A 22513-nucleotide genomic window follows, 5' to 3' on the forward strand; every position below is an offset into this window, starting at 1 on the left:
GGCACCGTAGTCGCGCGGGCGGGGCCGATGAAGGAGGCGCGCCGACCCGGCCCATGCGTCTGCCAAGATGAGACCTGATGAGTACCGATACCGTCGTCAACCCGCTCCTCGCCGCCGCCCGCGGAGAGTCGCCCGCGCGGCGCCCCGTCTGGTTCATGCGGCAGGCGGGCCGGTCCCTGCCCGAGTACCGCAGGGTGCGTGAGGGGATCGGGATGCTCGACTCCTGCTTCCGGCCCGACCTGGTCTGCGAGATCACGATGCAACCGGTGCGCCGACACCGGACGGACGCAGCGATCCTGTTCTCCGACATCGTGGTGCCGCTGCGCGCCGCCGGGATCGACCTGGATATCGTCAGCGGCGTCGGGCCGGTCATCGAGCGTCCGGTGCGCGATGTCGCGGCCGTCGCCTCCCTACCGGTGCTGGCACCCGAGCAGGTAGAGCCCGTGGCCGAGGCCGTGCGGCTGCTGCGCGCGGAGCTGGGCGGGACGGCGCTGATCGGATTCGCGGGGGCGCCGTTCACGCTTGCGTCGTATCTCGTAGAGGGCGGGCCCAGCCGCAACCACGAGCGCACCAAGGCCCTCATGTACTCGGATCCCGAGACCTGGCACGATCTGCTCGATCGGCTCGCGGACATCGCGATCGTGTTCCTGCGGGCGCAGGCCGACGCCGGCATCCAGGCGTTCCAGCTGTTCGATTCCTGGGCTGGTGCCCTGTCCGAGGCGGACTACCGCGAGTTCGTGCTGCCCCACTCGGCGCGGGTTTTCGCGGCGTTTGCCGACACCGCGCTGCCGATGCTGCATTTCGGCGTGGGGACGGGCGAGCTGCTGGGCGCCATGGGGGATGCGGGCGCCGACGTCGTCGGGGTGGACTGGCGAGTGCCGCTCGCGTCCGCCGCGCGTCGCGTAGGGCCCAGGGTGCTCCAAGGGAACCTCGATCCCGCCGTTCTGCTCGGGCCGTGGGACGCTGTCGAGTCGCAGGTGCGGCGCGTGTGCGCCGACGCCGATGCCGCGATCGCCGCGGGAGCGACGGGGCACATCTTCAACCTCGGACACGGGGTGCTGCCCGCCACGGACCCGACGGTCCTGACCCGAGTCGTGGATCTGGTGCATTCGCTGTGACCACCGTCGCCGTCATCGGTGGCGGGATCTCCGGCCTGGTCGCGGCCTACCGGTTGAGCCGGGCGGGGTGTCGCGTCACGGTTTTCGAGGGCTCGGACCGGGTCGGCGGCAAGCTACGGTCGGCGACGCTCGGGTCGCGGACCGTCGACGTGGGGGCCGAGGCGTTCCTGCGGCGGCGCCCCGAGGTCATGGACCTCGCCGCCGAACTCGGCCTCGCGGATCAGGTGGTGTCGCCGGTCGGCCGGCGGCCGCTGGTCTATGCGGGTGGCACACTGCGCCCGTTCGAGCCCCGGTCGGTGATGGGGATCCCGGGTTTCGGTCGGGAGGTCGACGCACCGCTCGCGTGGCGGCGTGACGAGGACGTGTCGCTGGGCGGTTTCGTGCGCTCGCGGCTCGGTGACGAGGTGGTCGCGCGTTCGGTCGATCCCATGGTGTCCGGCGTCTACGCGGCGCACGCCGACGACGTCTCGCTCCGGGCGGCGGTACCCGCCGTCGCGGCCCGGCTGGATGCGGGCGCGCCGTCGTTGACGGCGGCGGTGACTGACGTGCTGAGTGCCGGTACGGGAGCCGGTCCGGTGTTCGGCGCCTTCCGCGGCGGCTATCAGGTGCTGCTCGATGCACTCGTCCGGCGGCTCCGCGGGTCGGTGGTGCTGGGCGCGCCCGTCGGCGAGCTCCGTCCGGGGTGGATGCTGCGTGGGTGGTTGTTCGACGAGGTCGTGCTCGCGGTGCCGCCCTCGCAGGCGGCCCGGCTGACGCGCTCGCACGCCCCCGAGCTGGCTCGGCTCCTGGCTGGAGTCCCGGCTGCGGATTCGGCGATGGTGTCCCTCGCATTCGGTGACGACGTCGATTTCCCCGACGCATCGGGTGTGCTCGTGGCGTCGGGCGAGGTGCTCACTGCGAAGGCGTTCACCCTGTCGACACAGAAGTGGGGCGCCGGTGTGCGGCCCGGCAACGTGGTCCGGGTGTCGATGGGGCGGCTGGGGGTGAGCCGGGCGGTGGAGCTGCCCGACGATGAGCTCGTGGCCATCGCCCGCGCGGACCTGGCCGCTGCAGTCGGGGTCGATGCGACGCCGGTCGCGGCCACGGTGCAGCGGTGGTATCAGGGCATACCGGTCTACACACCGGGACACCTGCAGCGGGTCGCGGAGATCGAGGCCGCCACGCCGCAGGGCCTGACGCTGGTGGGTGCCTACTTCGACGGTGTCGGGGTACCTGCCTGTGTGGCCCGGGCGGACCGGGCCGTCGCGCGGCTGCTCCAGCGGCGAGTGGCAGGATGAGGGCATGGCGAAACTCGACTACGCGCAGCTCAACTCGACTCTCCGGTACCTGATGTTCTCGGTGTTCGCGGTGCGGCCCGGGGAGTTGGGTGGCGAAGCCGAGCGCGCGGAGGCCGCCGCGGACGCCGAGCGGTTCTTGTCGGAGATCACCGAGGGCGACTTGGTGGTGCGCGGCGTCTACGACGTGTCCGGCATGCGCGCCGACGCCGACTTCATGATCTGGTGGCACGCTGAGCGGATCGAGGATCTTCAGGCCGCGTACAACCGCTTCCGCCGCGGGGTACTACTCGGTCAGGCGAGCGAGCCCGTGTGGTCGTCCGCCGCGCTGCATAGGCCGGCCGAGTTCAACAAGAGCCACCTCCCCGCGTTCATCGCCGGCGAGGATCCCGGCGACTACATCTGCGTGTACCCGTTCGTGCGGAGCTACGAGTGGTACCTGTTGCCGGACGAGGAGCGCCGCCGCATGCTCGCCGAGCATGGCATGGGCGCGCGTCCGTACCCCGACGTGCGAGCGAACACGGTGCCCGCCTTCGCACTCGGCGACTACGAGTGGCTGCTCGCCTTCGAGGCTCCCGCGCTCGACCGCATCGTCGATCTCATGCGTGACCTGCGTGCCACCGACGCCCGCCGTCACACGCGCGAGGAGACGCCGTTCTTCACGGGTCCGCGCGTCGACATAGGTGAGCTCATCGCTGCGTTACCGTAAGTGGTTGGGGAGCATCGGTTCCGGCCGCCGTTTCCACGTCTTAGGCCCCTCCCTAGTAGTCCTCTGCCTCCCACCTCTGATACCAGGTGGGAGGCAGAGGACTACTAGGGAGCAGCGTCACAGGGTGCCTCCATTATCGCCAGACCATCGACGATGGAGCGTTGTCGCGCCAGCGTCGTGTCGAGGAAGCGGGCGACGACGGCGAGCTGTCGATCGGTGTAGTCTGTCAGCTCGGCATGTGCGGTGTCGGAGAGGTGGCCTACCAGCGGGGCGATCCGATCGATGAGTTCCGCTGTAGGACATACGAGTTTGCGTCGTCCGTGATCGGGGTCGGGACGGCGCTCGACGAGGTCCTGCCGCTCCAGGCGATCGACGAGGGTGGTCATCGAGCCGCGCGTCAGATGGAGAGTGCGGCCCAGGTCGGCGGCGGTCTGCGGCCCGTGCCGCACGATCGCGTCGAGGCATCGCAGATCGGTGCGGCCCACGCCGAGCCGATCGGCGAGGAGCCGGTCGCGGTCGTCATGTGCGGCCTGGATGTCCGCCATCGTTGCGCTGATCGCTACCAGTAACTCGTCGCGTCCCATGCTGCCGACAGTAGCAGTGTTTGACAATCAAGCATAGAGCCCGGCATGCTGGTGCTCGGCAGTCGAACATCGGGAGGTCGTTATGAGTAACAGTGCGCCAGGCAGGCGGGTGCTGGACGCTTTCGTCGGTTCCCCACTGAGCTGGATCGTGGGGCGGGACAAGCACTCCGGTCCGCAGCCCGAGGAGCCGGGCGAACGAACGGCCCGGTCCTTCGAGCGTCTCGCGTCGTGGTTCGGGCTGGTGCCCAAGCGGCGCTAGGCGACTGCCTCGGGCGGGAATCGGCCCAGCAGTGTCGCCAGTTCGGCCTGCCGCGACGTGCCCGTCTTGTCGAACACGTGCTGTAGATGGGTCCGGACGGTGGTGCGCGCGATCCCCAAGGCAGCGGCTATCTCGGCGATATCCTCGCCGCGCGCCAGATGCCGGGCCACACGGGCCTCCGACGCCGTCAAACGGAAGTATTGCCGCAGCAGCACCGCGGCCGGGGCACGCGTCGGCAGCGCCGGGTCGTGGATGACGACGAGGGCGCGCCGGTCGCTGCCGTGGGCGGGGCCGAGCGGCGAGACGGTGAGGACATAGGGCCGTGCGCCCGAGCGGCGCGGACAGATGACGGCGGTCGTCGCCCGAGGGGTGCGCACCGTCGCGCGCGTGACCGCGACCTGCAGCCCGGGAGCGGTCCGCACGGGGCTCCGGAGCGTGTGGTGGGCATCGATGGAGAGCCCGTCCTCGTTATCGAGCAGCAATCGTGCGGCGTTGTTAGTCACCCGGATCCTTCGAGCTTCGTCGACCACCAGCATCGCCCGGTCGGCGTTCTCGTAGACGACCCCGGTCCCGGTCTCCGTGTCCGAGGGCCGGGTCCGCTCGCCGTCGGTGGACTGTTGCGCGTCGTCCATGAGACCTCCCGATGTGACCGCACGATTGTCCCTCCGGATCCGGCACGGGGGTGCGCGTAGTCGGCTACTCGACCCGCTCGCTCGTCGGCAGGTGCCTCATGAGGTGTCCGAACGCGGGAGGCGGCGCTACGAGACCCGTTGCTGGAAGTCGATGTGGTGCCCCTGCAACCACTGCATGGACTTGCCACCGTCTCTCTCGGCCCGTCGGAACATCAACGGCAACAGCATGTCCCGTACGTGTCGCGCCACCGGACCGGCGGCCTTGGCGGAGGAACCGCGGTGGCCCTGCTTCACGATGCGTTCGACGCGGTCGCGGCGTAGGGATTCGAACGTTCCGAACGCTGCCCCGGCGCGGCCGGCGTCGCGAGCGCAGCCCGTGTCGCGCAGGCACTGCGCGAGGACGACGGCGTCCTCGAGTGCCATCGACGCGCCCTGGCCCGCCGCAGGCGAGGTCGCGTGCGCAGCATCGCCGATCACCAGCATGGATGCGCCGTCGTGCCATCGTCGGACGACGGGCAGGTCGTAGGTGGCCCAGCCGAACAGTGGCCCGGGTGCGGCGTCGATGATCTCGTGTGCGGGACCCACGTCGCCGTCCATGAGCTCGTGCAGCCAGGTGCGCCAGTCGGCGTCGGACATCGTCGACAGCACGCCACGCTCGGGTTCGTGCGCCATCGGCGGATTCGCGAACCACACCGTGCCACCGTCGGGCGTGGGTGCCCATGCGAAGAAGCACCGAGTGCCGAACTGCATCCGGAACTCCTTCGCCGGCACGTCCACCTCGAATTTCGGGATGTAGCCCCCGGCATTGAGGACGGGGATATAGCGCGGGGCCGTGGCATCCGGGTCTATGAGGGTGCGCACGGGGGAGTGGATGCCGTCGCAGCCGACGAGGACGTCGCCCGTCGCCGTCGACCCGTCGGCGAACTCCGCGCGCACGCCGCCGTCGACTCGCTGGGCGGTGACCAGGCGCTTGCCGTATTCCACGCGGGCTCCCCGTCGTGCGGCCTCATCGCCCAACGCGGCGTACAGGTCTGCTCGTGGCATCATGAGCGACTCCTGGCCGTCGGTACGTGTCGCCGCCAGTGGCATCCGGCCCAGTGCGCGCCCACGCCCGTTGACGAAGCTGATGGTGTCGAGCGGATAGCCGAGGTCCTCGACGGGGCCGGCGGCGTCGATGGCGCGCAGCGCGTCCATGCCGTTGGCCTGGAACGTCAGCCAGCCGCCACGCTGGTACGCGCCGTGCTCGTCGCGCTCGAAGACCGTCGATTCGATGCCGACACGCGAGAGCGCCATCGACAGGACGGGCCCGGCTATGCCTGCTCCGATGATCAGGACGTGGGTCATGTGGGAGACTCCTCACTAGCTTGGCAACTCGATTGCTTGGTTACCGAGTGATATATAGCTTGAAAGGTAAGTAGCTCGTATGTCAAGTGATGACGAGGATGTTCGCGATCGACTGGGGCGCGCAATCGCCGACTATCAGGCCGCCGTCGACGACTTCGACCGCGAGTGCGCGCGGGTGCTCGGCGTGAACGAGACGGACCTCCGATGCCTCGAGGTCCTGATGCGCGACGAGCCCGACGGAGCCACACCACGGCTCCTGGCCGACCGTCTCGGGCTGACGACGGGGAGCGTCACAGGCATGCTCGACCGCCTGGAGCAGCGCGGCTACGTGACCCGCAGTCCGCATCCGACGGATCGCCGCCGGCTCGTCGTGCGCGCGACGGATGCCGTCGTGGCCCGTTCCGCGGAGGTGCTCGCGCCGCTGCTCGCGGAGGGGCAGCGCGACCTGCTGTCGCGCTATACCTCGCAGCAACTCGGCTTGGTCGCGGAATTCCTCACCGCGACAACGGAGTTCCAGCGGATACACGTCGATCGCCTGCGTGCCCGCTCGCCCTATCCCCGCGCCTGACGTGCCTGGGCGTTGAAAGATCGTCTACATGGATGAGGCGCCGGCGGACCCATGGTGGTGAGCTGATGCCGCCGGGGATTCCGGCGACATCATCGAGGAGGTAACCGTGGCCACCAGCATCTCGCGCGTGCTCACCACCAACGTCCAGCTGCCGAAGGACATCAGCGAGGCGGAGCGGAACAAGATCGTGACAGCCGAGCTCACGCGGGCGACGTCCGCGGCCGAGGAATCGGGCTTCGAGTTCACGTTGCATATCGGATGGGACCAGGCAGCGGCAGCCGTGAGTCCTGTCTGATGAGCGTCTCTCCGCCGGGCCCACGAGGGTTCTCGGTCGTCGTCGCCAAACTGACGTCGTTCTGCAATCTCGACTGCGACTACTGCTACATGTTCAACCTCGCGGACACCAGTCAGGCCGCGCTGCCGAACATGATGTCGTCGGTGACGGCGCAGCGACTCGTGTCGCGGATCGCGGAGTACGACGGTCAGCGGGGCGGGGGCCACCGGTATCAGCTCGTGCTGCACGGCGGAGAGCCCTCGCTCTGGCCGATGGGACACTTCAGGGACCTGGGGCACGCGATCGATGCCGCCCGAGCATCCGGTGTCGCCATCGACGTGGGTATCCAGTCGAACGGGTTGCGCCCCTTCTCCGATGAGTTCATCGGGTGGCTTCGTGCCATGGGCGCCCACATGGGGGTCAGCCTGGACGGCCCGCGCCACCTCAACGACGCGCATCGGGTCGATCGACGTGGCCGTGGTAGCTACGATCGGGTGCTCCGATCGATCGGCGACCTCGTGACGAGGGGCGGTGGCGATATCCTCGGCGGCTTCCTATGCGTGATGGACCCGTCCATCGATCCCGTCGAGTTCCTGGACTGGATCGAGCAACTACCGGTCACACGAGTCGACCTTCTGTGGCCGATCGAGTACACCCCCGAGCATCCACCGTGGGGCGACGCTGCCGACGAGGGTGCCTATCGGCAGCGTCCCCGCTATGGAACGTGGCTGACGGACGTGTTCTTCGAGTGGATTCGACGCGATGACCCGAGCGTCCGCATCCGGCTGTTCGATTCGGTGATCGGCCTGTTTCTGGGCGGACACGGCCATCCGGACTCCCTGGTCAACGATGCGATTCCCCTGTTCGGCGTCGATACCGACGGAACCTATTGCTACCCGGACTATTTCCGGGTAGCGGGGGACTCGGCGGCTCGCACGGATAGATCGGTGCACACGCATGCCGTCTGCGAACTCCACACAGACGCCGTGTTCGGCGACCTGCTCGCGTTGGACGCGCTGCTGCCGACGGAGTGCGGCCCATGCCGGTTCCGGGCACAGTGCGGTGGTGGTTTCCTCCCCGGCCGGATCCGTTCGTCGCCCCTCGGGGTGTCGACGCGGCCATCGGTGCTCTGCTGGGACGAGTTGGCGTTCTTCGCCGCGGTCGAGGCGGTGGTACACCGGTTCGCCCCGGGCCGTGAGGGGGAAGGGGATCCACGGCTCCGCCGACGGAAGACCTGCGGGTCAGTCGAAGTCCGCGTCGGCGTCCGACCAAGTAGGGGCGAGGCGGTTACGGCGGGCGACCTCCCGGTGTATCTCGGAGACGAACTCGTCGAATGACAGCGTCGTATCGTCGGCGGGCCGGCCGCAGCGTGGGGGCGCCTGCTCGGCGTCGAAGAAGCGCACGGTGCCGCGGTCCGGTCCGTCGACCTCGTAGAGCCCGATGAACACCCGCTCGAACAGGTCGTGGCGCGTGTCCTCCGCGCCCAGATCGACGTACATGCCCTCGGGGCCACCCACGACGGCACGCCGCCCGCGCCCGGAGCGCTTGGCGAGGGTTTCGACGTGTTTGGCGAACGAGCTCTGCCCGGCTTGGCCTGCGCGATCGGGGTTGCCGTCGCCGCACGTGGCGTAGGGCTCGAACATCACCGCGACGAGCACGCTGTAGGGCTGGCGCTGGTGGAGCACCATCGCTTCGCCACGTAACTCGTGGTCGTTACGCACGATGTTCTTGGTGTATCGGCCCGCGCGTCCCGTCTTGCCGCTGAAGTCGGGAAAGCTGTACGTCTTTATCGAAACACACAGCACCAGGCCGAGATTCGGGTCGACGGATTTGACGTCGAGCTTCTTGCGGCCCTTGACGACATCGATCTGCGCCTCCTGCCCGGCGCCCGTGGCGGTCGGCGTGATGTCGGGATACATCGGTCGTAGGGCGTCGGCGACGGTCTGCGCCAACGCATTCGACAGCTTCTGTGCGTAATTCTTCTTGTCTGCGCGGTCGGCCTCGGGCTCGGGTTTCGGCTCGGCCGCGTCGAGCGCGAACTGCAGTGGCGGGAACAGGCCCGTCACGCCACTTCCTCCCCGGCGGTGCCCAGCATCCGCTCCAGGTGGGTCTCGACGTCGCCCAGGAAGCCGGGCACGAAGCGCAGCGAACCCGCCCGCGCCCGCTTGAGGAATCCGGCGGTGGCCCGCGCGGAGAGCGGCCGCGACTCCTCGAGGAACCCGTCGAGGTCTTCGTACGGGTGGTGTACCGGCCACGTCGACACGGCGGCGGCGTATGACCGCCCGCCCGACCCCCACGCGGCATCGGGCCACGGGTCACTCTGTGCGAGTTCGAGATCCGATGACGGGTCGTATGGGAGCGGCGCATCGAGGCGGTGCCCCACCCACGACGACATGCGGGTACTGACCGCGTTACCGACCAGCTTCCATCGCTGGCCGGCACGTACGCCGGGCAGCTCGAGCGCCGGCCTCGTCCAGTCCGGGTCGAAGCCCTGCAGCCGCTCGGCGTCGACGATCCCGGGCGTGACGATGGCGCCGCCGAGCGTCCGCACCGCGGGCGGCGACGCGATGCCGAGGGCCGAGCCGCCCTTGAGAGTGGGAACCGCGTTGACGGCCCAACCCAGCCCGCGAGTGCCTTCGGTCCAGTAGAAGCCGCACGGGTGGGCGTCCGGCGAGCCTTCGGGAACCGGACCTGCGTCGTCGCCGAAAAGGACCTCGCGTGGGTCCTCGGTACGGGAAGCGAGCATCAAGACGCGCTGGCGCCGCTGGGGCAGCCCGAACGCCCTCGCGTCGACGACGCGATACGCCCAGCGGTACCCGAGGGCGTCGAGCGCGGAGGTGACATGGCCCATGGCGGCCCCGCGGTCCAGGCGCAGCATGAACGGTACGTTCTCGAGCAGCAGCCAGCGTGGCCCGGCCTTGCGGCGTACGAGCCGGAACACCTCGTCGACGAGGCCTGAGCGCTCGCCGGTGATGCCCGCCGTGCGCCCGGCCTGAGACAGATCCTGGCACGGAAACCCCGCCATCACGAGCTCGGTGCCGGACGGTAGCGAGCGCAGGGTGGTGACGTCGGCGTGGTGCTCTACTCCGGGGAATCGGTGCGTCAGCACGGCCGTGGCGGCGGGGTCGAGCTCGCACAGCAGCTCCGACTCCCATCCGTGCTCGGCCAGCCCGATCTCGAGCCCACCGATGCCCGCGAACAGGCCTACCGCACGACGTCCCACGCCAAGTCCTCCATCACATCTCGGGTGGCAAGACTACCGACCCGGGCCTCGAAACAATGGGAACCGTAGCGGCGAGGTACGACACCTTTCGGGAACCGCGAGGTCAGTCGGTCGCGGGCTCCAGCTTGAGCGAGATCGAGTTGATGCAGTAGCGCTGGTCCGTCGGCGTCGGGTAACCCTCGCCGGAGAAGACGTGCCCGAGGTGACTGCCGCAGTTGGCGCACAGCACTTCGACGCGGCGCATGCCCATCGAATCGTCGGCGCGCTCGATCACGGCGTCGCCGGCAAGGGGGGTGAAGAACGAGGGCCAGCCGCAGTGCGACTCGAACTTGGTGTCGCTGCGGAACAACTCCGCATCGCAGGCCCGACAGCGATACACGCCCTCGGTCTTGGTGTCCGTGTACTCGCCGACGAACGGTGCCTCGGTGCCGGCCTGGCGGAGCACGCGGTACTCGGCGGGTGTCAGCTTCTCCCGCCACTGGGAATCGGTCAGCTCCAGCTTGGGGCGGAAGGATGCGTCAGAGCTCATGAATCCACGTTAACCAGACGCGGCGGAGGGCGCCAGCGGCCGGTCGATGCCTTCGTCGAGGCGGTCCTCGGCGCGAGCGTCCAGGTACCGGTACAGCAGTACACAGAACGGCACGATCAGCAGCAGTGACCACCCGAGTGTGCACTTGATGAAGGCAGCCGAGCGCCCGAAAGCCAGCCACTTCTGCGACGCCCACTGGTCGTACGAGAGGAAGCCGTACACGGCGAGCCAGACCGGCCATGTGCCCATCACCGAGGCCCGATAGACGACCGTCATCAGCATGGGGAACATCAGCATCGAGTAGTAGCCCTGTCCCAGGGGGCCCAGAAGGAAATAGGCGGTGAGCAACAGCCCCGTCGACGTCGTGAGCCACAACAGTTCGTTCTCGCGGCGGTAGTACCGCCACAGCAGGTACAGCGATCCCACCGTCATCAGCCCGAGCACGATGCGCATGCCCCATGCCAGGTAGTCGGGCAGCCCGAAATAGCCGGCGTTCCCGACGATGGAGCTGTTGTAGTAGTCGCGTCCCTCGGACAGATACGGCAGCGTGCGCTTCCAGAAGCTGCCGGGGTCGTCCGCGAGCCCCATACCGGCGGCCATCAGCACGATCACGACGACCGCGGACGACAGGATCGACTTCCACCACTCGCGCTTCAGGAGGATCGGCACGAAGAGCACCGCGAGCAGCGGCTTCACCGCGAGGGAGAGGCCGAGTGGGATGCCGGCCCACAGCGCCTGACGCCGCAGCAGCAGAGACATCGTCACGACCTCGGCCAGGAAGATGAAGCAGTTGAAGTTGGTGAAGAGCAGCGTGTCGGTGACCGCCTCGGACGTGAACGCGACGAACAGCACAACCGGCGCGACCGCGGACCCCAGCCCGAATCCGAACATCCGGATCATCACGTACAGCGCGATCAGAAGCGCGATCGTGCTCAACCCGACGAAGATGTCGCGCGCCAGGTCTGGATTGAACACGCCGAACGGCGCCATCAGCAGTGTCCCGGAAGGCGGGTAGAGGTAGTGCGGATCCACCGTTATGTAGTTCTCGACGTACACCGGTTGATGGTTGAGGAATCGCACCGCCGCGCGGTACACCGTCGTGAAGTCGTCGGTCCTGGCGCGGTTCGGCACCAATACGACCAGCCTCTGGACCATGGTCATGATCGCGATCGGCCATGCGATCGCCTTCACGATGGTGGCCGGGTCGGCCTTCAGATGCGCGCGGGCGTCGGCGACGCGCTCGCGCACGGCCTCGGTATCGGGAACGGACACGCGGAAACCGTACCGTGCGGCCACTACGCCGGACAGGCGCCCGTCGCTGGCGAGTCGAGATCGTCGAGATAGGGGGCGATCGCCTGCTGTGCGCAGGTCGAACGCATGACTGCACCGTCGCCGATGCCGGACCACTCGACCGCAGCGAGCCGAGTGCCGGCCATGAGGAACTGGCCGGACAGGCCGGTCATGGCGTCGCGAGAGGTGAGCGGGTCGTTGGCAGGCAGGAGGGCGACTGTCGGAACCCGGGCGCTGCGCGGCGCCGGCGGCGAGGCGACGGCGGGCCACGCGCTGCAGTCGAGCATCGACAGCGCGGCGGCCCGGCCACCGAGAGGATATCGCCTCTCCCAGTCGGCCGCCGCGGTGGACACCTGGTCCGGCGACGGCTTCTGGCCGGTGTCCGAGCAACGGGACACGTACTGACCGTCGCTGTCGGCGGCCGCCTGGGCGTCGGAGACGAGCCCGCGCAGTCCCGCGTCGTCACCGGCCCGGGCCGACGCCAGAGCGGTCGCGACCTTCGAGACCCGCGCGCTCTGTGGGCCCGGACCGATGGCCAGCGCCGCGGTGACGGCCTGTAGCAACTCCGTGTCCGACACCCCGAGCGTGCCCGCCTGCGCCCTCGCGAAAACGTCCCTCACGGCCCCGGTCGGGTCGGCGCCGAGTGCGCAGGCCACCGCCCGGCACTGCGTGGCGAACGACGCGAGCGTGGCGGCGGTGCCTTTCGCGGCGTCCTCGACCCGGTCGCGGAGGTCGCCGCCGTACCGGACGGGGGAGTCGAGCACCAGTCGCGCGACGCGGTCCGGGTGTGCGGCAAGGTACGCGAGCGCGACGGTCGATCCGTCGCCCACCGACAGAAGGCCGAGCGCGGGGACGCCCCAGGTGCTCCGCAGGACATCGAGGTCTGCGGCCGCGTTGGCGGGCGTGAACAGCGTCTGGCTGTCGGTGAGCTTGTCGGAGCACGTCGTGGCGGCCGCGGTCGACGCGGCGGTGATCTCCTTGGAGCGTGCGGCGACCGCGCCGGGCGCCCCGCCTGTCCGCAGCGTCGCCTGCGCGGAGGGCGTGAGACACGAGACGGCGGAGTCCGGGCCCAGCCCGCGCCGCTCGACCGCCACGACGGGGCGTTCGGCGAGCAGCGGCGCGTCCGACGATGCGAGGGTGAGTAGCGCGCGATCAGACGTGAAGGTCGTGCCGCCCACCAACACCAGCGGCGCTGCGTCCTTCGGCGCTGTCGACGACGACGCGCGGGTCAGGCCGATCTCGATCTCGTCGCCCCCCGTCGCCGACGGGTCCTGCGCGACGCGGATGCTGGCGCACTCGACGGTCACCGAACCGACCGGTGCGCCTGTCCCGTACTGCCGCCCGAGTTCGTCGCCGCAGTCCCGCCAGGCGATCGAGTCGGCGGCTGGCGCTTTCCAGGCCGGCGCCGGCGCCGGCGCTTTCGACGACGCCGCGGGTGCGCCCTGGTCGCCGAGTCCCGTTATGAACGGCGGCGCCGGCGACGGTCCGGGCGCACATGCCGCGAGGGTCGCCGCGACGGCGAGCAGCGCGGTGGTGGTGCGGAGAGTCCGGCGGCGCGACATGCGCACCACCTTAGGGGGTGCGCATGTCGCGGTCGGGCTACGCGCGCCGCGGGGCCAGCCAGCGGCCGTACAGGTAGCCCTCGTCGTCGGCGAGTAGATGCGCGCGGGCCCACGTCCCGTCGGGCGCGAAGGGCCCGTCGGTGGGGCGTTTGCCGTCGCCGCCGACGAGCCGGGGCGCGATCGTGAGGCAGTAGTCGTCCAACCGACTCTCGGCGACGAGTTGCCCGAGCAGACCGGGCCCACCCTCGGCGAGGACCCTGCCGAGGTCGCGGCCGTACAGGTCGGCGAGCACCAGTGCGAGGTCGACGCGGCCGTCACCGGCGGCCACCACCACGGCCCCGGCATCGGCCAGCGCGGCGGTGTCGGCCCCCTCGGGTGCGTACACCAGAGGACGCGGCCCGTCGTGCGGGAAGAGCCGGGGCGTGGGGCGCAGGCCACCCGCGGTGACGATCGCCATCGCCGGCCGGTCCGGGGTCTCGTAGTCTTCGGCGCGCACCGTGCCGGCCCCGACCAGTACCACGTCGGCGGCCGCCCGGAGTGCGGCGAACACGCGGTGATCGCCATCGCCCCCCAGGTCTCCCGACGTCAGGTGTCCACGCGAGTCCGGTACCTGGATGCTGCCGTCCAGGCTGGCGACGAAGTTCGAGCGGACGTACGCGCGGCCCTCGGGAGCGGGATGCGCATACAACTCCGCAAGACGGCGGTCATCGCCGAGCGGTTCGATGGTCTGTGTGGTGTGGGGTTCGACGGTCGGCACCGCCCGAGCGTACCGAGCCCACCGGTTTTGCCATCGCGAGCTGCAGATATCCTGTGGCGCATGACTCTGCACCTTGTGGACCGCACCCCGTCGGTGACCCCCGAGCAGATGGTGGACGAGCTCGTCCCGCCCGAGATGTTCCACGAGGTCAGCTTCGACAGCTACATCCCCGACCCCAACGAGCCCAGTCAGGCCGAGGCGGTGCAGCAGGCGCGGGACTTCTCGGCGGCCGTGAACAAGCTCGCGAAGTCGTCGGGCAAACGGGGACTGTTCGGGCGGAAGAGCCAGCCGGCCCAAGGCGTCGGCCTGTATCTGGACGGCGGCTTCGGCGTCGGGAAGACACACCTCCTGGCGTCGATCTTCCACAGTGTGCCCGGGCCGAAGGCGTTCGGTACCTTCGTCGAATACACGCACCTCGTGGGTGCGCTCGGCTTCAACCGGTGCGTCGAGTACCTGTCGAACCATTCGGTGCTGTGCATCGACGAGTTCGAGCTCGACGACCCGGGCGACACGATGGTGATGTCCCGTCTGCTCACGGATCTGTCCGGACGTGGAGTATCGATCGCGTGCACCTCCAACACGCTGCCTGGGCAACTGGGCGAGGGCCGGTTCGCCGCGCAGGACTTCCTGCGCGAGATCAACAAGTTGTCGTCGGTGTTCCAGACCGTGCGCGTCGACGGGCCGGACTACCGGCACCGTGACCTCCCGCCGGCGCCGGACCCGCTCACGGACGACGAGCTGATCGCAATCGCCGAAGCCGATCCCGACGCCTCGCTCGACGATTTCGACGCGCTGAGCGAGCACCTGAGCAAGCTGCATCCATCGAAGTACAAGCAGCTGGTGGCGGGACTGTCGAAGGTCTGCATCTCGGGAGTGCACCCGGCGGCGAACCAGACGGTGGCCCTGCGCATCGTCGTGCTCGCCGACCGGCTATACGACGCGTCCATCCCGGTGTTGGTCTCCGGTGCGAAGCTCGACGAGATCTTCACGCCCGAGATGATCGCGGGCGGCTATCGCAAGAAGTATCTGCGCGCGACCTCCCGCCTGCTCGCACTCTCTCGCTTCGCGTCCGCGGACGCAGCGCGCGCCGCGGACTAGTCCGTAGACGACGGTTCCCCCGGGTCCCGCCCACCCGCACGCGCGGGGGTGAGCCGGGGGAACCGGGGGAACGTCTGGGACGGATCGATCAGTTGTAGGTGACCGTGGTCTCGCCGCCCTTGAAGGTGATCTCGCCACCCTGGAACTTCTGGGTGATCGCGCCGTCGGCGTCGACCTCGTCGCCGGTGGGGTAGCCGAGCTTGCCCGCCTCGTGCTTGAGGGTGCCCCACTTGTCGCCGATCTCACCGTGCACGACGTGCGCACCCGAGCCCTCGCTCCAGTAGATCGTGCCGCCCTTGAGCGTCAGCGCCTTCCCCTTGCCGTCGGGGGTGGTCCAGACGGCGCCCTGCGGTGCGCCGAGGTGGCCCTCGGCGTAGCCGTACTTGGCGTACTCGGCGAGGATGGGAGCGTTCGTGATCGACAGGGCCTGTCCGCTCTCGGACTTGATCTCCGTGGAGGTCACCGCCGGCTTGGCCTCGCCGCCTGCGGCGCCCGACGCACCTGCGGCGCCGGACTCGGCGGCACCCGACGCGCCCGCGGCGCCGGAGCCCGCGGCACCCGAGGCCTCTGCCCCGGCGGAGTTGCCCGCGCTCTTAGCGCCGTTGACGGCGCTACCCGCGGCCTCCGTGGCCTTGTTCGCAGCGGATCCGGCGGCCGCGGTGGCCTGGCCGGCGGCGGAACCCGCAGCGGCGGTGGCATTGCTTGCCGCGTCCTTCGCCTGCGAGCAGGCGGTGGCGACGGATGCGGTGGCGGCAACGGCCACCGCGGCAACGGCGATCTTGCGGAACTGTGTATTCACTTCAGAACTCCTTAGCCCGGTTGTGTTCGAATTGACGCTAGCGAATACCCGGGGCTGGTTCCAAGGTCTTGAAGCAACTCCCGAGACAAAATTCCGAAAAGCCCCACTTCACTAGCGTGAATAGTAGAGTGTGATACTCGCCACAAGAATTCCGGTGCAACGGTGCGTGAAATCACGTCGCCCGCCCGGGGATGGTGGCCCGGGCGGGCGACAGGGTGAGGGTGGGGCGCCGCGCTGAGACTTGGATCACATGCGCGACGGGATGACTATAGCGCACGCTCCGATGCTTGTGAATCCAGGTTGCCGATCCGTGTACTGCTGAATGAAACGGACCTGGGTTACTTGTTCTGCGGCGATCCGGACTCGGGTCGACGCTCTCAAGAGCGGGCGAGTCGCGAGATCGCGTCCGTCGCCTCTTTGATCTTGGCGGCCGTCTCCGCCTCGTCGCCGGCGCGTGCCGCATCGACGACGCAGTGGCTCATGTGGTCTTCGAGCAGGCCGAGTGCGACAGCCTGCAGCGCCTTGTTCATCGCCGACACCTGGGTCAGGATGTCGATGCAGTACTTCTCCTCCTCGACCATCCGCTGCAGTCCGCGGGCCTGCCCCTCGATGCGCCGCAGTCGCTTGAGGTAGTCGTCCTTGCCCTGGATGTACCCGTGGTGGTGATGCTCGGTCATTGCTGCTCCTGACGGCTGAGGGGTGTCCGTAATCCTCCTCTGGCTGTCTCAATACAATACCCCCCTACCGTATATTCCGTGCCGACGGAACCGTCGGGCTAGTGTGCTAGCATACTAGCGTGTCGGACGAGGTGAAGCAGTTCAACGTGTACCTCCCCGTGGGGTTGATCAAGCAGGTCAAGTTCCGGGCGGTCGAAACCGAGCAGTCGCTCTCGGCGCTCGTGGCCGAGGCGCTGCGCGCGCATCTCGCCGGGCCCGCCGACGCATCAGACCCATCCGATTCATCAGACGAGAGGCACTGACATGACCGCATCCGGCATCGAGGCCGTATTCCTGACCACGCACAACTGGGGCGCTGCGGCGAAGTTCTTCACAGATCTCGGCTTCGAGCTCGATTTCGAGACCGACCACAGCTCGGGTCGGTTGCGTGCGCCGTCGGGCGGCCCCTACCTGTTCGTCGCAGAGGTGCCGCAGGACCAGGAACCTCAGACACAGGTCGTCCTGCGCGTCGCCGCGGAGGGCGCCGCAGGCGTCGACTTCACAGATACGCATTACGGCACCCGCGAGGCCGTTGTGCAGGATCCCGACGGGCGTGAGTGGACTCTGCAGAGCGTGGGCGCATGACGGGCGAGGCTGCGCGCGAGGCCGGTCCTGAGGACACCTCCGCGCGAACCGCCCTGTGGCGGGCGCTGCACACCGAACTAGACGCGCCACCGGTGCTGGAGGACACCGTCGGGCTCGAGCTCCTCGCGCCCGAAGACGGCTGGCGCGCGCGGGGCGATATGGACCCCGCCTTCACGCGCGGTATGCGCGCCTGGATCGCGACGCGCTCGCGATTCGTCGAGGACCTTGTGGTGGATTCCGGCGTCGAACAGTACGTCCTTCTCGGAGCGGGCGTCGACACGTTCGTGCAGCGTCGTCCCCGCGTGCGGGTTCGGGTGTTCGAGATCGATAGGCCCGAGCCGCAGGAGTGGAAGCGCGGGCGCCTCGCCGAGCTCGCGCTTCCGGCGCCGACGTTCGTGCCCGTCGACTTCGAGAGCGACGGCGACTGGCCTGCCGGGCTCCGAGCAGCGGGATTCGATCCCGCGCGGCCCGCCGTCGTCGCATCCCTGGGAGTCTCCATGTATCTCACGCGCGAGGCGACGATGGACTCGCTGGCGCGTGTAGCCCGGTTCGCGCGCGGCACCGAGTTCGCCATGACGTTCCAGCCGCCGACGGAGTCGCTCGTCGGCGCGGCGCGCGAGCTCCGTGAGATCGCCATGGCGGGTGCGGCGCGTAACGGGACCCCGTTCATCTCATTCTATACGCCCGAGGACGCGATCGCCCTCGCGCGCGATGCCGGTTTCGCCGAGGCACGGTGCGTCTCGACCGAGGAACTCACCGAACGCTATTTCGCAGGTCGCGCCGACGGCCTGGTCCCGTCGCACGGCGAGGAGTTCCTGGTCGCCCGGGTGGGTGATTAGCCGCCGGCCCGGAGGATCTCCTGTTGGTACGGCGCGACGACAGTGGGCGATACCCGCAGGTCCAGCAGCAGGAAAGGGCGTGATGCCGGGTCCTCTGCGGTCCAGCGGGCGAGCGGCTCGAGGTCGGCCGGCGTGCGCACCACCACGCCCTGCGCGCCGACGGCGATCGCGAGCGCGGCGAAGTCGACCTGCGGTATGAGCATCGGCTCCTGGGCGAGACCCTTTCGGCCGTACACGTGGATCTCGGCGCCGTACGCTGCGTCGTTCCAGACGACCGCCATGCCGCGTCCGGACGCCGCGCGCACCGCCGACTCCATGTCCGCGAGCGCCATCAGGCCGCCGCCGTCGCCGGTCGTGAGCACGATCGTGGGTTCCTGCCGTGCGAGCGCAGCTCCGACGACGCTGGGAAAGCCCAGGCCGATGGACTGGTAGGCGGTGCCGACCATCATCATCCGGTCGGGCCCGGCAACGGGCCAGTACATGTTGGCCCACCCGATGAAGTGGCCACCATCGGACACGACGATGCGGTCGGCGGGCAGCAGTTCCCCGATCAGCCGTGCCGCCGCACGGGGGTCGAGGAGCCCGTCCGGTGTTGTGGCGTCGCCGGGGTCGTACGCGCGTAATGCCTTGGTATCGAAGCGATCGCGCCACCCACGGGCGTGCGCGGTTACGGCGGCCGCCAGGTGCTCGGCGATGACGCGGGCATCGGCGCGGACGAAACCGGAGACGTTCGGATGGGTCGGCGTGCCCGCGACGTCCACCTGGAATACCTGGGTCCGTGGCCCGAAGAGCTCGCCGAAGCGCATCGTGAACTGGTTGAGCGACGCGCCGAAGACCACCGCCACATCGGCCTCCCGGACCGTCGCCATGGCGGCATCCGCTCCGAAACCGCCTGCGACGCCTAGGTCGTAGGCAGGATCGAAGATGCCACGGCCGAGGGCCGTGGACGTGGTGAGCGCACCGGTCGCGTCGGCCAGAGCGCGCAGGGCCGGGCCGGCTCCTGCAAGGAATGCCCCGCGTCCGGCGAGCAGCAGGGGGCGCTCGGCGTCGTCGAGTGCGCGCGCGAGGCGCTCGATCGTGCCGTGCGCGAACTCGCCTGACGGCCGGACCGGTGGGGGAAGTCGGGGCCCCGGTACCGCCGGTACCGGGCCCGCGTCGACGGTCGCGACGTCGTAGGGGATGGCGAGCACGACCGGAACCCGGTACGCGAGTGCATGTTCCAGCGCGATGACGACAGTGGCCGCTGCATCGGTGCGGCCCACGGTGTACGTGCGGGCGCCGACTGCGGAGGCGAGCGAGATCTGGTCGACGTCCCAGGGACGCGGCCCCGGAGTGGGCTCGTCGCCGACCAGGAGGACGAGCGGTACGTGCGCCTGGACCGCCTCGGCGAGCGCGGTCAGCATATTGGTGAACCCCGCGCCGTACGTCGTCGTCGCGGCTGCGATGCGGCCCGACGCGCGGAAGTACGCGTCGGCGGCGACCACCGCGCCGGCCTCGTGCCGGACGGCCGTATAGACGGCGTCGGTGTCGCGCGCCAGTGCATCGAGCAGGTGGGCATTGCCGTTACCCATGACGCCGAAGACGTCGTCGACGTGGGCCGCGAGGGTCAGCGCGACGTGTGCGGATACGGATGGCATGTTGAAACCTCGGAGACATGAACGGGTTTGTGGCCGTATATGTCTCGCGCGGTACGCGCTACGTGCCCCTTTTCCGAGCACCGGTGGGAAGGCCGGACGCTGAGCACTGTAGCCGATATGTGGAGCGGATGACGGGATTCGAACCCGCGACCCTCACCTTGGCAAGGTGATGCGCTACCAACTGCGCTACATCCGCATGCGCCGCGTCGGCGGTGCGGGAATGAAGATTAGGCGACCACCGGGCGAATGTCGAATCGCCGGGTGGTCACCGCGCCCAGCGCGCGTATCGTCGTGGCCATGGCGAACGAGTTCCGGTCTGCGGTGGAGCTTCTGAACGCTATGCGGGCCGGGGAGGTGTCCTCTGTCGAGATCGTCGATGACGCGATCGCGCGTATCGAAGCGGAGGACGGCGAGGTCAACGCCGTGTGCGTCCGCGACTTCGACAACGCGCGTGAGGCCGCCCGCGCCGCCGACGGGGCCCGGGGTCGCGGCGAGGAACGCGCCCTGCTCGGACTTCCGATCACCGTGAAGGAGTCGTACAACGTCGCGGGGCTGCCGACGACGTGGGGCATGCCGGAGTTCCGCGACTTCGTGCCGCATGAAGACGCGGTCGCTGTTGCGCGAGTGAAGGACGCCGGTGCGGTCGTACTCGGTAAGACCAACGTGCCGCTCATGCTCGGAGATCTGCAGAGTTTCAACGAGATCTACGGCGCGACGAACAATCCGTGGGATCTCGGCCGGAGTCCCGGCGGGTCGTCGGGCGGGTCTGCCGCGGCCCTGGCGTCCGGGTACGGGCCGCTGTCCCTCGGATCGGATATCGCCGGTTCGCTACGCACCCCGGCCCACTTCTGCGGCGTCTACGCACACAAGCCGAGTTTCGGCGTCGTAGCTAATCGCGGTCACGTGCCGCCGCCCGCCCCGGCCCTGCCGTCGGACCGGGAGCTCGCGGTCGTCGGACCACTCGCCCGCACGGCGCGGGACCTCACCCTCTTGTTCGATGTGATGGCCGGTCCGGACCCGCTCACCCAGGGGGTCGCGTTCCGGCTGGATCTACCCGGGGCGCGGCACGATCGGCTAGCCGATTTCCGTGTGCTGGTCCTCGATGAACATCCCGTGATCCCTACGTCCGCGGCTGTGCGCACCGCCGTCGACGGTGTGGCGTCGGCGCTGACCCACGCGGGCGCACGGGTTCGCCGCGAGAGTGCTCTCGCGCCCGATCTGAACGAGGCCGCGGAACTGTATATGCAGATGCTGATGGCGACCTTGGCGGCCGGCCTCCCGGATGCGGCGTATGCGCACATGCGCGAGGTGGCGGATGGACTGCCGGCGGACGCTTCCGGTACCGGTGCTGCGTCACTTCGCGGCGCGGTCGCGACGTACCGCGACTGGGCTACCGCGGCCGGGCGGCGGGAGGTCCACCGGGCAGGCTGGCGGGCGCTGTTCCGTGAGTTCGATGCGGTCGTCTGTCCCGTCACTCCCACGCCGGCCTTTCAACACGACCGAACACCGGATGTCACCAGCCGCGTCGTCGACATCGACGGTGTTCCTTACCCGTTCGGAGATCAGCTGGTGTGGGCCGGGCTCGCGACCATGCCAGGTCTGCCTGCGACCGCCGTGCCCGCGGGACGCACGTCCGAGGGGCTTCCGGTCGGAGTTCAGCTGGTCGGGCCGATGTTCTCCGACCACACGGTGCTTCGGCTCGCCGAACTGCTGGAGCGCGAGATCGGCGGGTTCGTGCCGCCCTCGCGCTGACTGGACTGCACGCGTCTGCACAGAGAATGCAGGATGGACTGTGACGAAGATCTGCTTCCCGGCTGGCGCGTACCGGTGTTCACTGTTTTCGCAGGTCAGAAGGCGAGGAACGCCGACACATCATGGTTCGGATTGGTATCCCGTTCCGTGATAGGGGTTGTGTGGATTCACGCTTTCGCGCCGCACTGTGCTTTTCTACCGACGACGAGATGCGCGTGGCGCGGGGCGGTTTCGGCTCCGCAGGTAAGGGGCGACGGCCTGATGGAAGCGATCGATCGCAACCGGGAGCGGTACGTGGGCGAGGGGCCGAACCCGGTCGCCGGCGGCGCTGCGCGCTTTGCGCGCGGTGAGCAGTTCGCTACCGGGCAGGAATTCGCCGATCGGTTGGAGGACCTCTTCCGGATGGTGCCCTCGCCGGACGGGCGTCCCTACACCGCGAAGGCGATCTCGCAGAAGGCCGCCGCGCTGGGATTCAAGCTGGGGGAGTCGTATCTCAGCCAGCTGCGTAGCGGCAAGGCGAAGTCGCCGTCGTTCCGCACTGTCGAGGGCATCGCCGCGGCGTTCGGTGTGGACATCCATTTCTTCCTGACGCGGGACGCACGCGAACGCACGCGTGAGCAGATCCACCTCATGCGGCTGCATTCGGACCCGAACGTCTTCGCGGCCGCCTTCCGGCACGCGGACCTAGCGCCCGACGCGGCGGGACTGGTCGACGACCTCGTCCGGGTGTTGCGAGAGCAGCAGGGACTGCCGCCGGAACCGGACCTCCCAGCTCAGTAGTAGCCCGCCGAACGGCCGGTGCGGAGTAGTGATCTCGAGACGACACGGACGACGCCGATGGTCACGTGCTGCCAGGCTCGAACGGATCGGTTAACGTACTTTCCTGGGAGAACGCCGAGTGGGGAATCAGCTCGGCCTGTGTCTGAGCTGTCGGCTCGATCCAATCACCGTTCAGGCGCCGTTC

General features: G+C 69.1%; 25 protein-coding genes and 1 tRNA gene. 13 read left to right on the forward strand and 13 right to left on the reverse strand.

Translation table 11 applies throughout. The features are described from left to right. Positions 1–77: 77 nt before the first annotated feature. Genes hemE through hemQ form a run of 3 tightly spaced genes read left to right on the forward strand, consistent with a single transcriptional unit; the run spans position 78 to position 3101 of the window. Positions 78–1118, forward strand: a complete 1041-nt coding sequence (gene hemE, locus P0W64_RS00555) for a uroporphyrinogen decarboxylase (protein WP_275478099.1) — start codon at positions 78–80, stop codon at positions 1116–1118. Then, positions 1115–2395 (forward strand): protoporphyrinogen oxidase, encoded by a 1281-nt coding sequence (gene hemG / locus P0W64_RS00560; protein ID WP_275478100.1) that lies wholly within the window; start codon positions 1115–1117, stop codon positions 2393–2395. The genes hemE and hemG overlap by 4 nt, the downstream gene beginning before the upstream one ends. 4 nt (positions 2396–2399) lie before the next feature. Further along, positions 2400–3101 carry a hydrogen peroxide-dependent heme synthase gene (hemQ, locus tag P0W64_RS00565; protein ID WP_275478101.1) on the forward strand — a complete coding sequence of 234 codons (702 nt, stop codon included), beginning with the start codon at positions 2400–2402 and terminating at the stop codon, positions 3099–3101. A 104-nt stretch (positions 3102–3205) separates the two neighbouring features. Here hemQ and P0W64_RS00570 read toward each other — a convergent pair whose 3' ends face one another. Further along, complete coding sequence (locus P0W64_RS00570; RefSeq protein ID WP_275478102.1) at positions 3206–3685, reverse strand: MarR family transcriptional regulator; 480 nt, start codon at positions 3683–3685, stop codon at positions 3206–3208. 82 nt (positions 3686–3767) lie between these two features. Between P0W64_RS00570 and P0W64_RS00575 the strand changes: the two genes are divergently transcribed. Further along, complete coding sequence (locus P0W64_RS00575; RefSeq protein ID WP_275478103.1) at positions 3768–3944, forward strand: hypothetical protein; 177 nt, start codon at positions 3768–3770, stop codon at positions 3942–3944. Here P0W64_RS00575 and P0W64_RS00580 read toward each other — a convergent pair. Further along, positions 3941–4576, reverse strand: coding sequence for a helix-turn-helix transcriptional regulator (locus P0W64_RS00580; protein ID WP_275478104.1), 636 nt, complete (start codon positions 4574–4576; stop codon positions 3941–3943). The two genes, P0W64_RS00575 and P0W64_RS00580, sit on opposite strands and share 4 nt — an antisense overlap. A 126-nt stretch (positions 4577–4702) precedes the next feature. Next, positions 4703–5920: an NAD(P)/FAD-dependent oxidoreductase gene (locus tag P0W64_RS00585; RefSeq protein ID WP_275478105.1), complete on the reverse strand. Its 1218-nt coding sequence runs from the start codon at positions 5918–5920 to the stop codon at positions 4703–4705. A gap of 79 nt (positions 5921–5999) precedes the next feature. Between P0W64_RS00585 and P0W64_RS00590 the strand changes: the two genes are divergently transcribed. From P0W64_RS00590 to P0W64_RS00600, 3 genes are all read left to right on the forward strand, one after another. Continuing rightward, positions 6000–6488, forward strand: a complete 489-nt coding sequence (locus tag P0W64_RS00590) for a MarR family transcriptional regulator (protein WP_275478106.1) — start codon at positions 6000–6002, stop codon at positions 6486–6488. Between the two features lie 106 nt (positions 6489–6594). After that, positions 6595–6783, forward strand: a complete 189-nt coding sequence (locus tag P0W64_RS00595; RefSeq protein ID WP_275478107.1) for a hypothetical protein — start codon at positions 6595–6597, stop codon at positions 6781–6783. Beyond that, positions 6783–8099 (forward strand): radical SAM protein, encoded by a 1317-nt coding sequence (locus tag P0W64_RS00600; protein ID WP_275478108.1) that lies wholly within the window; start codon positions 6783–6785, stop codon positions 8097–8099. The genes P0W64_RS00595 and P0W64_RS00600 overlap by 1 nt, the downstream gene beginning before the upstream one ends. Here the strand turns inward: P0W64_RS00600 and P0W64_RS00605 are convergent. The 6 genes from P0W64_RS00605 to P0W64_RS00630 form a co-directional block, all read right to left on the reverse strand. Then, entirely contained in the window at positions 8004–8828 is an 825-nt protein-coding gene (locus tag P0W64_RS00605; protein WP_275478109.1) for a hypothetical protein, read from the reverse strand. The two genes, P0W64_RS00600 and P0W64_RS00605, sit on opposite strands and share 96 nt — an antisense overlap. Beyond that, the gene (gene dcm / locus P0W64_RS00610) at positions 8825–9985 is read right to left on the reverse strand and encodes a DNA (cytosine-5-)-methyltransferase (RefSeq protein ID WP_275478110.1); all 1161 of its coding nucleotides are present in this window, start codon (positions 9983–9985) and stop codon (positions 8825–8827) included. Before dcm ends, P0W64_RS00605 begins: the two co-directional genes overlap by 4 nt. Positions 9986–10088: 103 nt before the next feature. Continuing rightward, positions 10089–10514 carry a peptide-methionine (R)-S-oxide reductase MsrB gene (msrB, locus tag P0W64_RS00615; RefSeq protein WP_275478111.1) on the reverse strand — a complete coding sequence of 142 codons (426 nt, stop codon included), beginning with the start codon at positions 10512–10514 and terminating at the stop codon, positions 10089–10091. Between the two features lie 9 nt (positions 10515–10523). After that, complete coding sequence (locus P0W64_RS00620; RefSeq protein ID WP_275478112.1) at positions 10524–11786, reverse strand: glycosyltransferase family 87 protein; 1263 nt, start codon at positions 11784–11786, stop codon at positions 10524–10526. Between the two features lie 23 nt (positions 11787–11809). Next, positions 11810–13366, reverse strand: a complete 1557-nt coding sequence (locus P0W64_RS00625; protein ID WP_275478113.1) for an alpha/beta hydrolase — start codon at positions 13364–13366, stop codon at positions 11810–11812. Positions 13367–13403: 37 nt separating this feature from the next. Beyond that, complete coding sequence (locus tag P0W64_RS00630; protein ID WP_275478114.1) at positions 13404–14123, reverse strand: dihydrofolate reductase family protein; 720 nt, start codon at positions 14121–14123, stop codon at positions 13404–13406. Between the two features lie 60 nt (positions 14124–14183). Between P0W64_RS00630 and zapE the strand changes: the two genes are divergently transcribed. Further along, entirely contained in the window at positions 14184–15221 is a 1038-nt protein-coding gene (gene zapE / locus P0W64_RS00635) for a cell division protein ZapE (protein WP_275478115.1), read from the forward strand. 88 nt (positions 15222–15309) lie between these two features. Here the strand turns inward: zapE and P0W64_RS00640 are convergent, their stop codons facing one another. Then, positions 15310–16020 (reverse strand): hypothetical protein, encoded by a 711-nt coding sequence (locus tag P0W64_RS00640; protein ID WP_275478116.1) that lies wholly within the window; start codon positions 16018–16020, stop codon positions 15310–15312. A gap of 377 nt (positions 16021–16397) precedes the next feature. Then, entirely contained in the window at positions 16398–16697 is a 300-nt protein-coding gene (locus P0W64_RS00645) for a metal-sensitive transcriptional regulator (RefSeq protein ID WP_275478117.1), read from the reverse strand. Between the two features lie 119 nt (positions 16698–16816). Here P0W64_RS00645 and P0W64_RS00650 point away from each other — a divergent pair, with 119 nt between their 5' ends. Genes P0W64_RS00650 through P0W64_RS00660 form a run of 3 tightly spaced genes read left to right on the forward strand, consistent with a single transcriptional unit; the run spans position 16817 to position 18160 of the window. Next, positions 16817–16999 (forward strand): CopG family transcriptional regulator, encoded by a 183-nt coding sequence (locus P0W64_RS00650; protein ID WP_275478118.1) that lies wholly within the window; start codon positions 16817–16819, stop codon positions 16997–16999. Between the two features lies 1 nt (position 17000). Next, positions 17001–17321: a VOC family protein gene (locus P0W64_RS00655; protein WP_275478119.1), complete on the forward strand. Its 321-nt coding sequence runs from the start codon at positions 17001–17003 to the stop codon at positions 17319–17321. Next, positions 17318–18160, forward strand: a complete 843-nt coding sequence (locus tag P0W64_RS00660; protein WP_275478120.1) for a class I SAM-dependent methyltransferase — start codon at positions 17318–17320, stop codon at positions 18158–18160. Before P0W64_RS00655 ends, P0W64_RS00660 begins: the two co-directional genes overlap by 4 nt. Here the strand turns inward: P0W64_RS00660 and P0W64_RS00665 are convergent. Beyond that, positions 18157–19797 carry a thiamine pyrophosphate-binding protein gene (locus P0W64_RS00665; protein WP_275478121.1) on the reverse strand — a complete coding sequence of 547 codons (1641 nt, stop codon included), beginning with the start codon at positions 19795–19797 and terminating at the stop codon, positions 18157–18159. The two genes, P0W64_RS00660 and P0W64_RS00665, sit on opposite strands and share 4 nt — an antisense overlap. A 120-nt stretch (positions 19798–19917) precedes the next feature. Next, positions 19918–19993, reverse strand: a tRNA-Gly gene (locus P0W64_RS00670). Positions 19994–20094: 101 nt separating this feature from the next. Here P0W64_RS00670 and P0W64_RS00675 point away from each other — a divergent pair. Beyond that, entirely contained in the window at positions 20095–21549 is a 1455-nt protein-coding gene (locus P0W64_RS00675; protein ID WP_275478122.1) for an amidase, read from the forward strand. A 402-nt stretch (positions 21550–21951) separates the two neighbouring features. Continuing rightward, entirely contained in the window at positions 21952–22329 is a 378-nt protein-coding gene (locus tag P0W64_RS00680) for a helix-turn-helix domain-containing protein (RefSeq protein ID WP_275478265.1), read from the forward strand. Positions 22330–22513 lie beyond the last annotated feature (184 nt).

Source organism: Tsukamurella sp. 8F (assembly GCF_029167375.1).
Classification (GTDB): Bacteria; Actinomycetota; Actinomycetes; order Mycobacteriales; family Mycobacteriaceae; genus Tsukamurella.

What these genes read in the sequence shown, in the direction of transcription:
- hemE (WP_275478099.1), top strand. Translation starts at nt 78, where the DNA reads ATGAGTACCGATACCGTCGTCAACCCGCTCCTCGCCGCCGCCCGCGGA.
- P0W64_RS00600 (WP_275478108.1), top strand. Translation starts at nt 6,783, where the DNA reads ATGAGCGTCTCTCCGCCGGGCCCACGAGGGTTCTCGGTCGTCGTCGCC.
- hemQ (WP_275478101.1), top strand. Translation starts at nt 2,400, where the DNA reads ATGGCGAAACTCGACTACGCGCAGCTCAACTCGACTCTCCGGTACCTG.
- P0W64_RS00575 (WP_275478103.1), top strand. Translation starts at nt 3,768, where the DNA reads ATGAGTAACAGTGCGCCAGGCAGGCGGGTGCTGGACGCTTTCGTCGGT.
- msrB (WP_275478111.1), bottom strand. Translation starts at nt 10,514, where the DNA reads ATGAGCTCTGACGCATCCTTCCGCCCCAAGCTGGAGCTGACCGATTCC.
- P0W64_RS00585 (WP_275478105.1), bottom strand. Translation starts at nt 5,920, where the DNA reads ATGACCCACGTCCTGATCATCGGAGCAGGCATAGCCGGGCCCGTCCTG.
- P0W64_RS00645 (WP_275478117.1), bottom strand. Translation starts at nt 16,697, where the DNA reads ATGACCGAGCATCACCACCACGGGTACATCCAGGGCAAGGACGACTAC.
- P0W64_RS00675 (WP_275478122.1), top strand. Translation starts at nt 20,095, where the DNA reads ATGGCGAACGAGTTCCGGTCTGCGGTGGAGCTTCTGAACGCTATGCGG.
- P0W64_RS00655 (WP_275478119.1), top strand. Translation starts at nt 17,001, where the DNA reads ATGACCGCATCCGGCATCGAGGCCGTATTCCTGACCACGCACAACTGG.
- P0W64_RS00660 (WP_275478120.1), top strand. Translation starts at nt 17,318, where the DNA reads ATGACGGGCGAGGCTGCGCGCGAGGCCGGTCCTGAGGACACCTCCGCG.
- zapE (WP_275478115.1), top strand. Translation starts at nt 14,184, where the DNA reads ATGACTCTGCACCTTGTGGACCGCACCCCGTCGGTGACCCCCGAGCAG.
- P0W64_RS00580 (WP_275478104.1), bottom strand. Translation starts at nt 4,576, where the DNA reads ATGGACGACGCGCAACAGTCCACCGACGGCGAGCGGACCCGGCCCTCG.
- P0W64_RS00590 (WP_275478106.1), top strand. Translation starts at nt 6,000, where the DNA reads ATGTCAAGTGATGACGAGGATGTTCGCGATCGACTGGGGCGCGCAATC.
- P0W64_RS00625 (WP_275478113.1), bottom strand. Translation starts at nt 13,366, where the DNA reads ATGTCGCGCCGCCGGACTCTCCGCACCACCACCGCGCTGCTCGCCGTC.
- P0W64_RS00665 (WP_275478121.1), bottom strand. Translation starts at nt 19,797, where the DNA reads ATGCCATCCGTATCCGCACACGTCGCGCTGACCCTCGCGGCCCACGTC.
- P0W64_RS00680 (WP_275478265.1), top strand. Translation starts at nt 21,952, where the DNA reads ATGGTGCCCTCGCCGGACGGGCGTCCCTACACCGCGAAGGCGATCTCG.
- P0W64_RS00570 (WP_275478102.1), bottom strand. Translation starts at nt 3,685, where the DNA reads ATGGGACGCGACGAGTTACTGGTAGCGATCAGCGCAACGATGGCGGAC.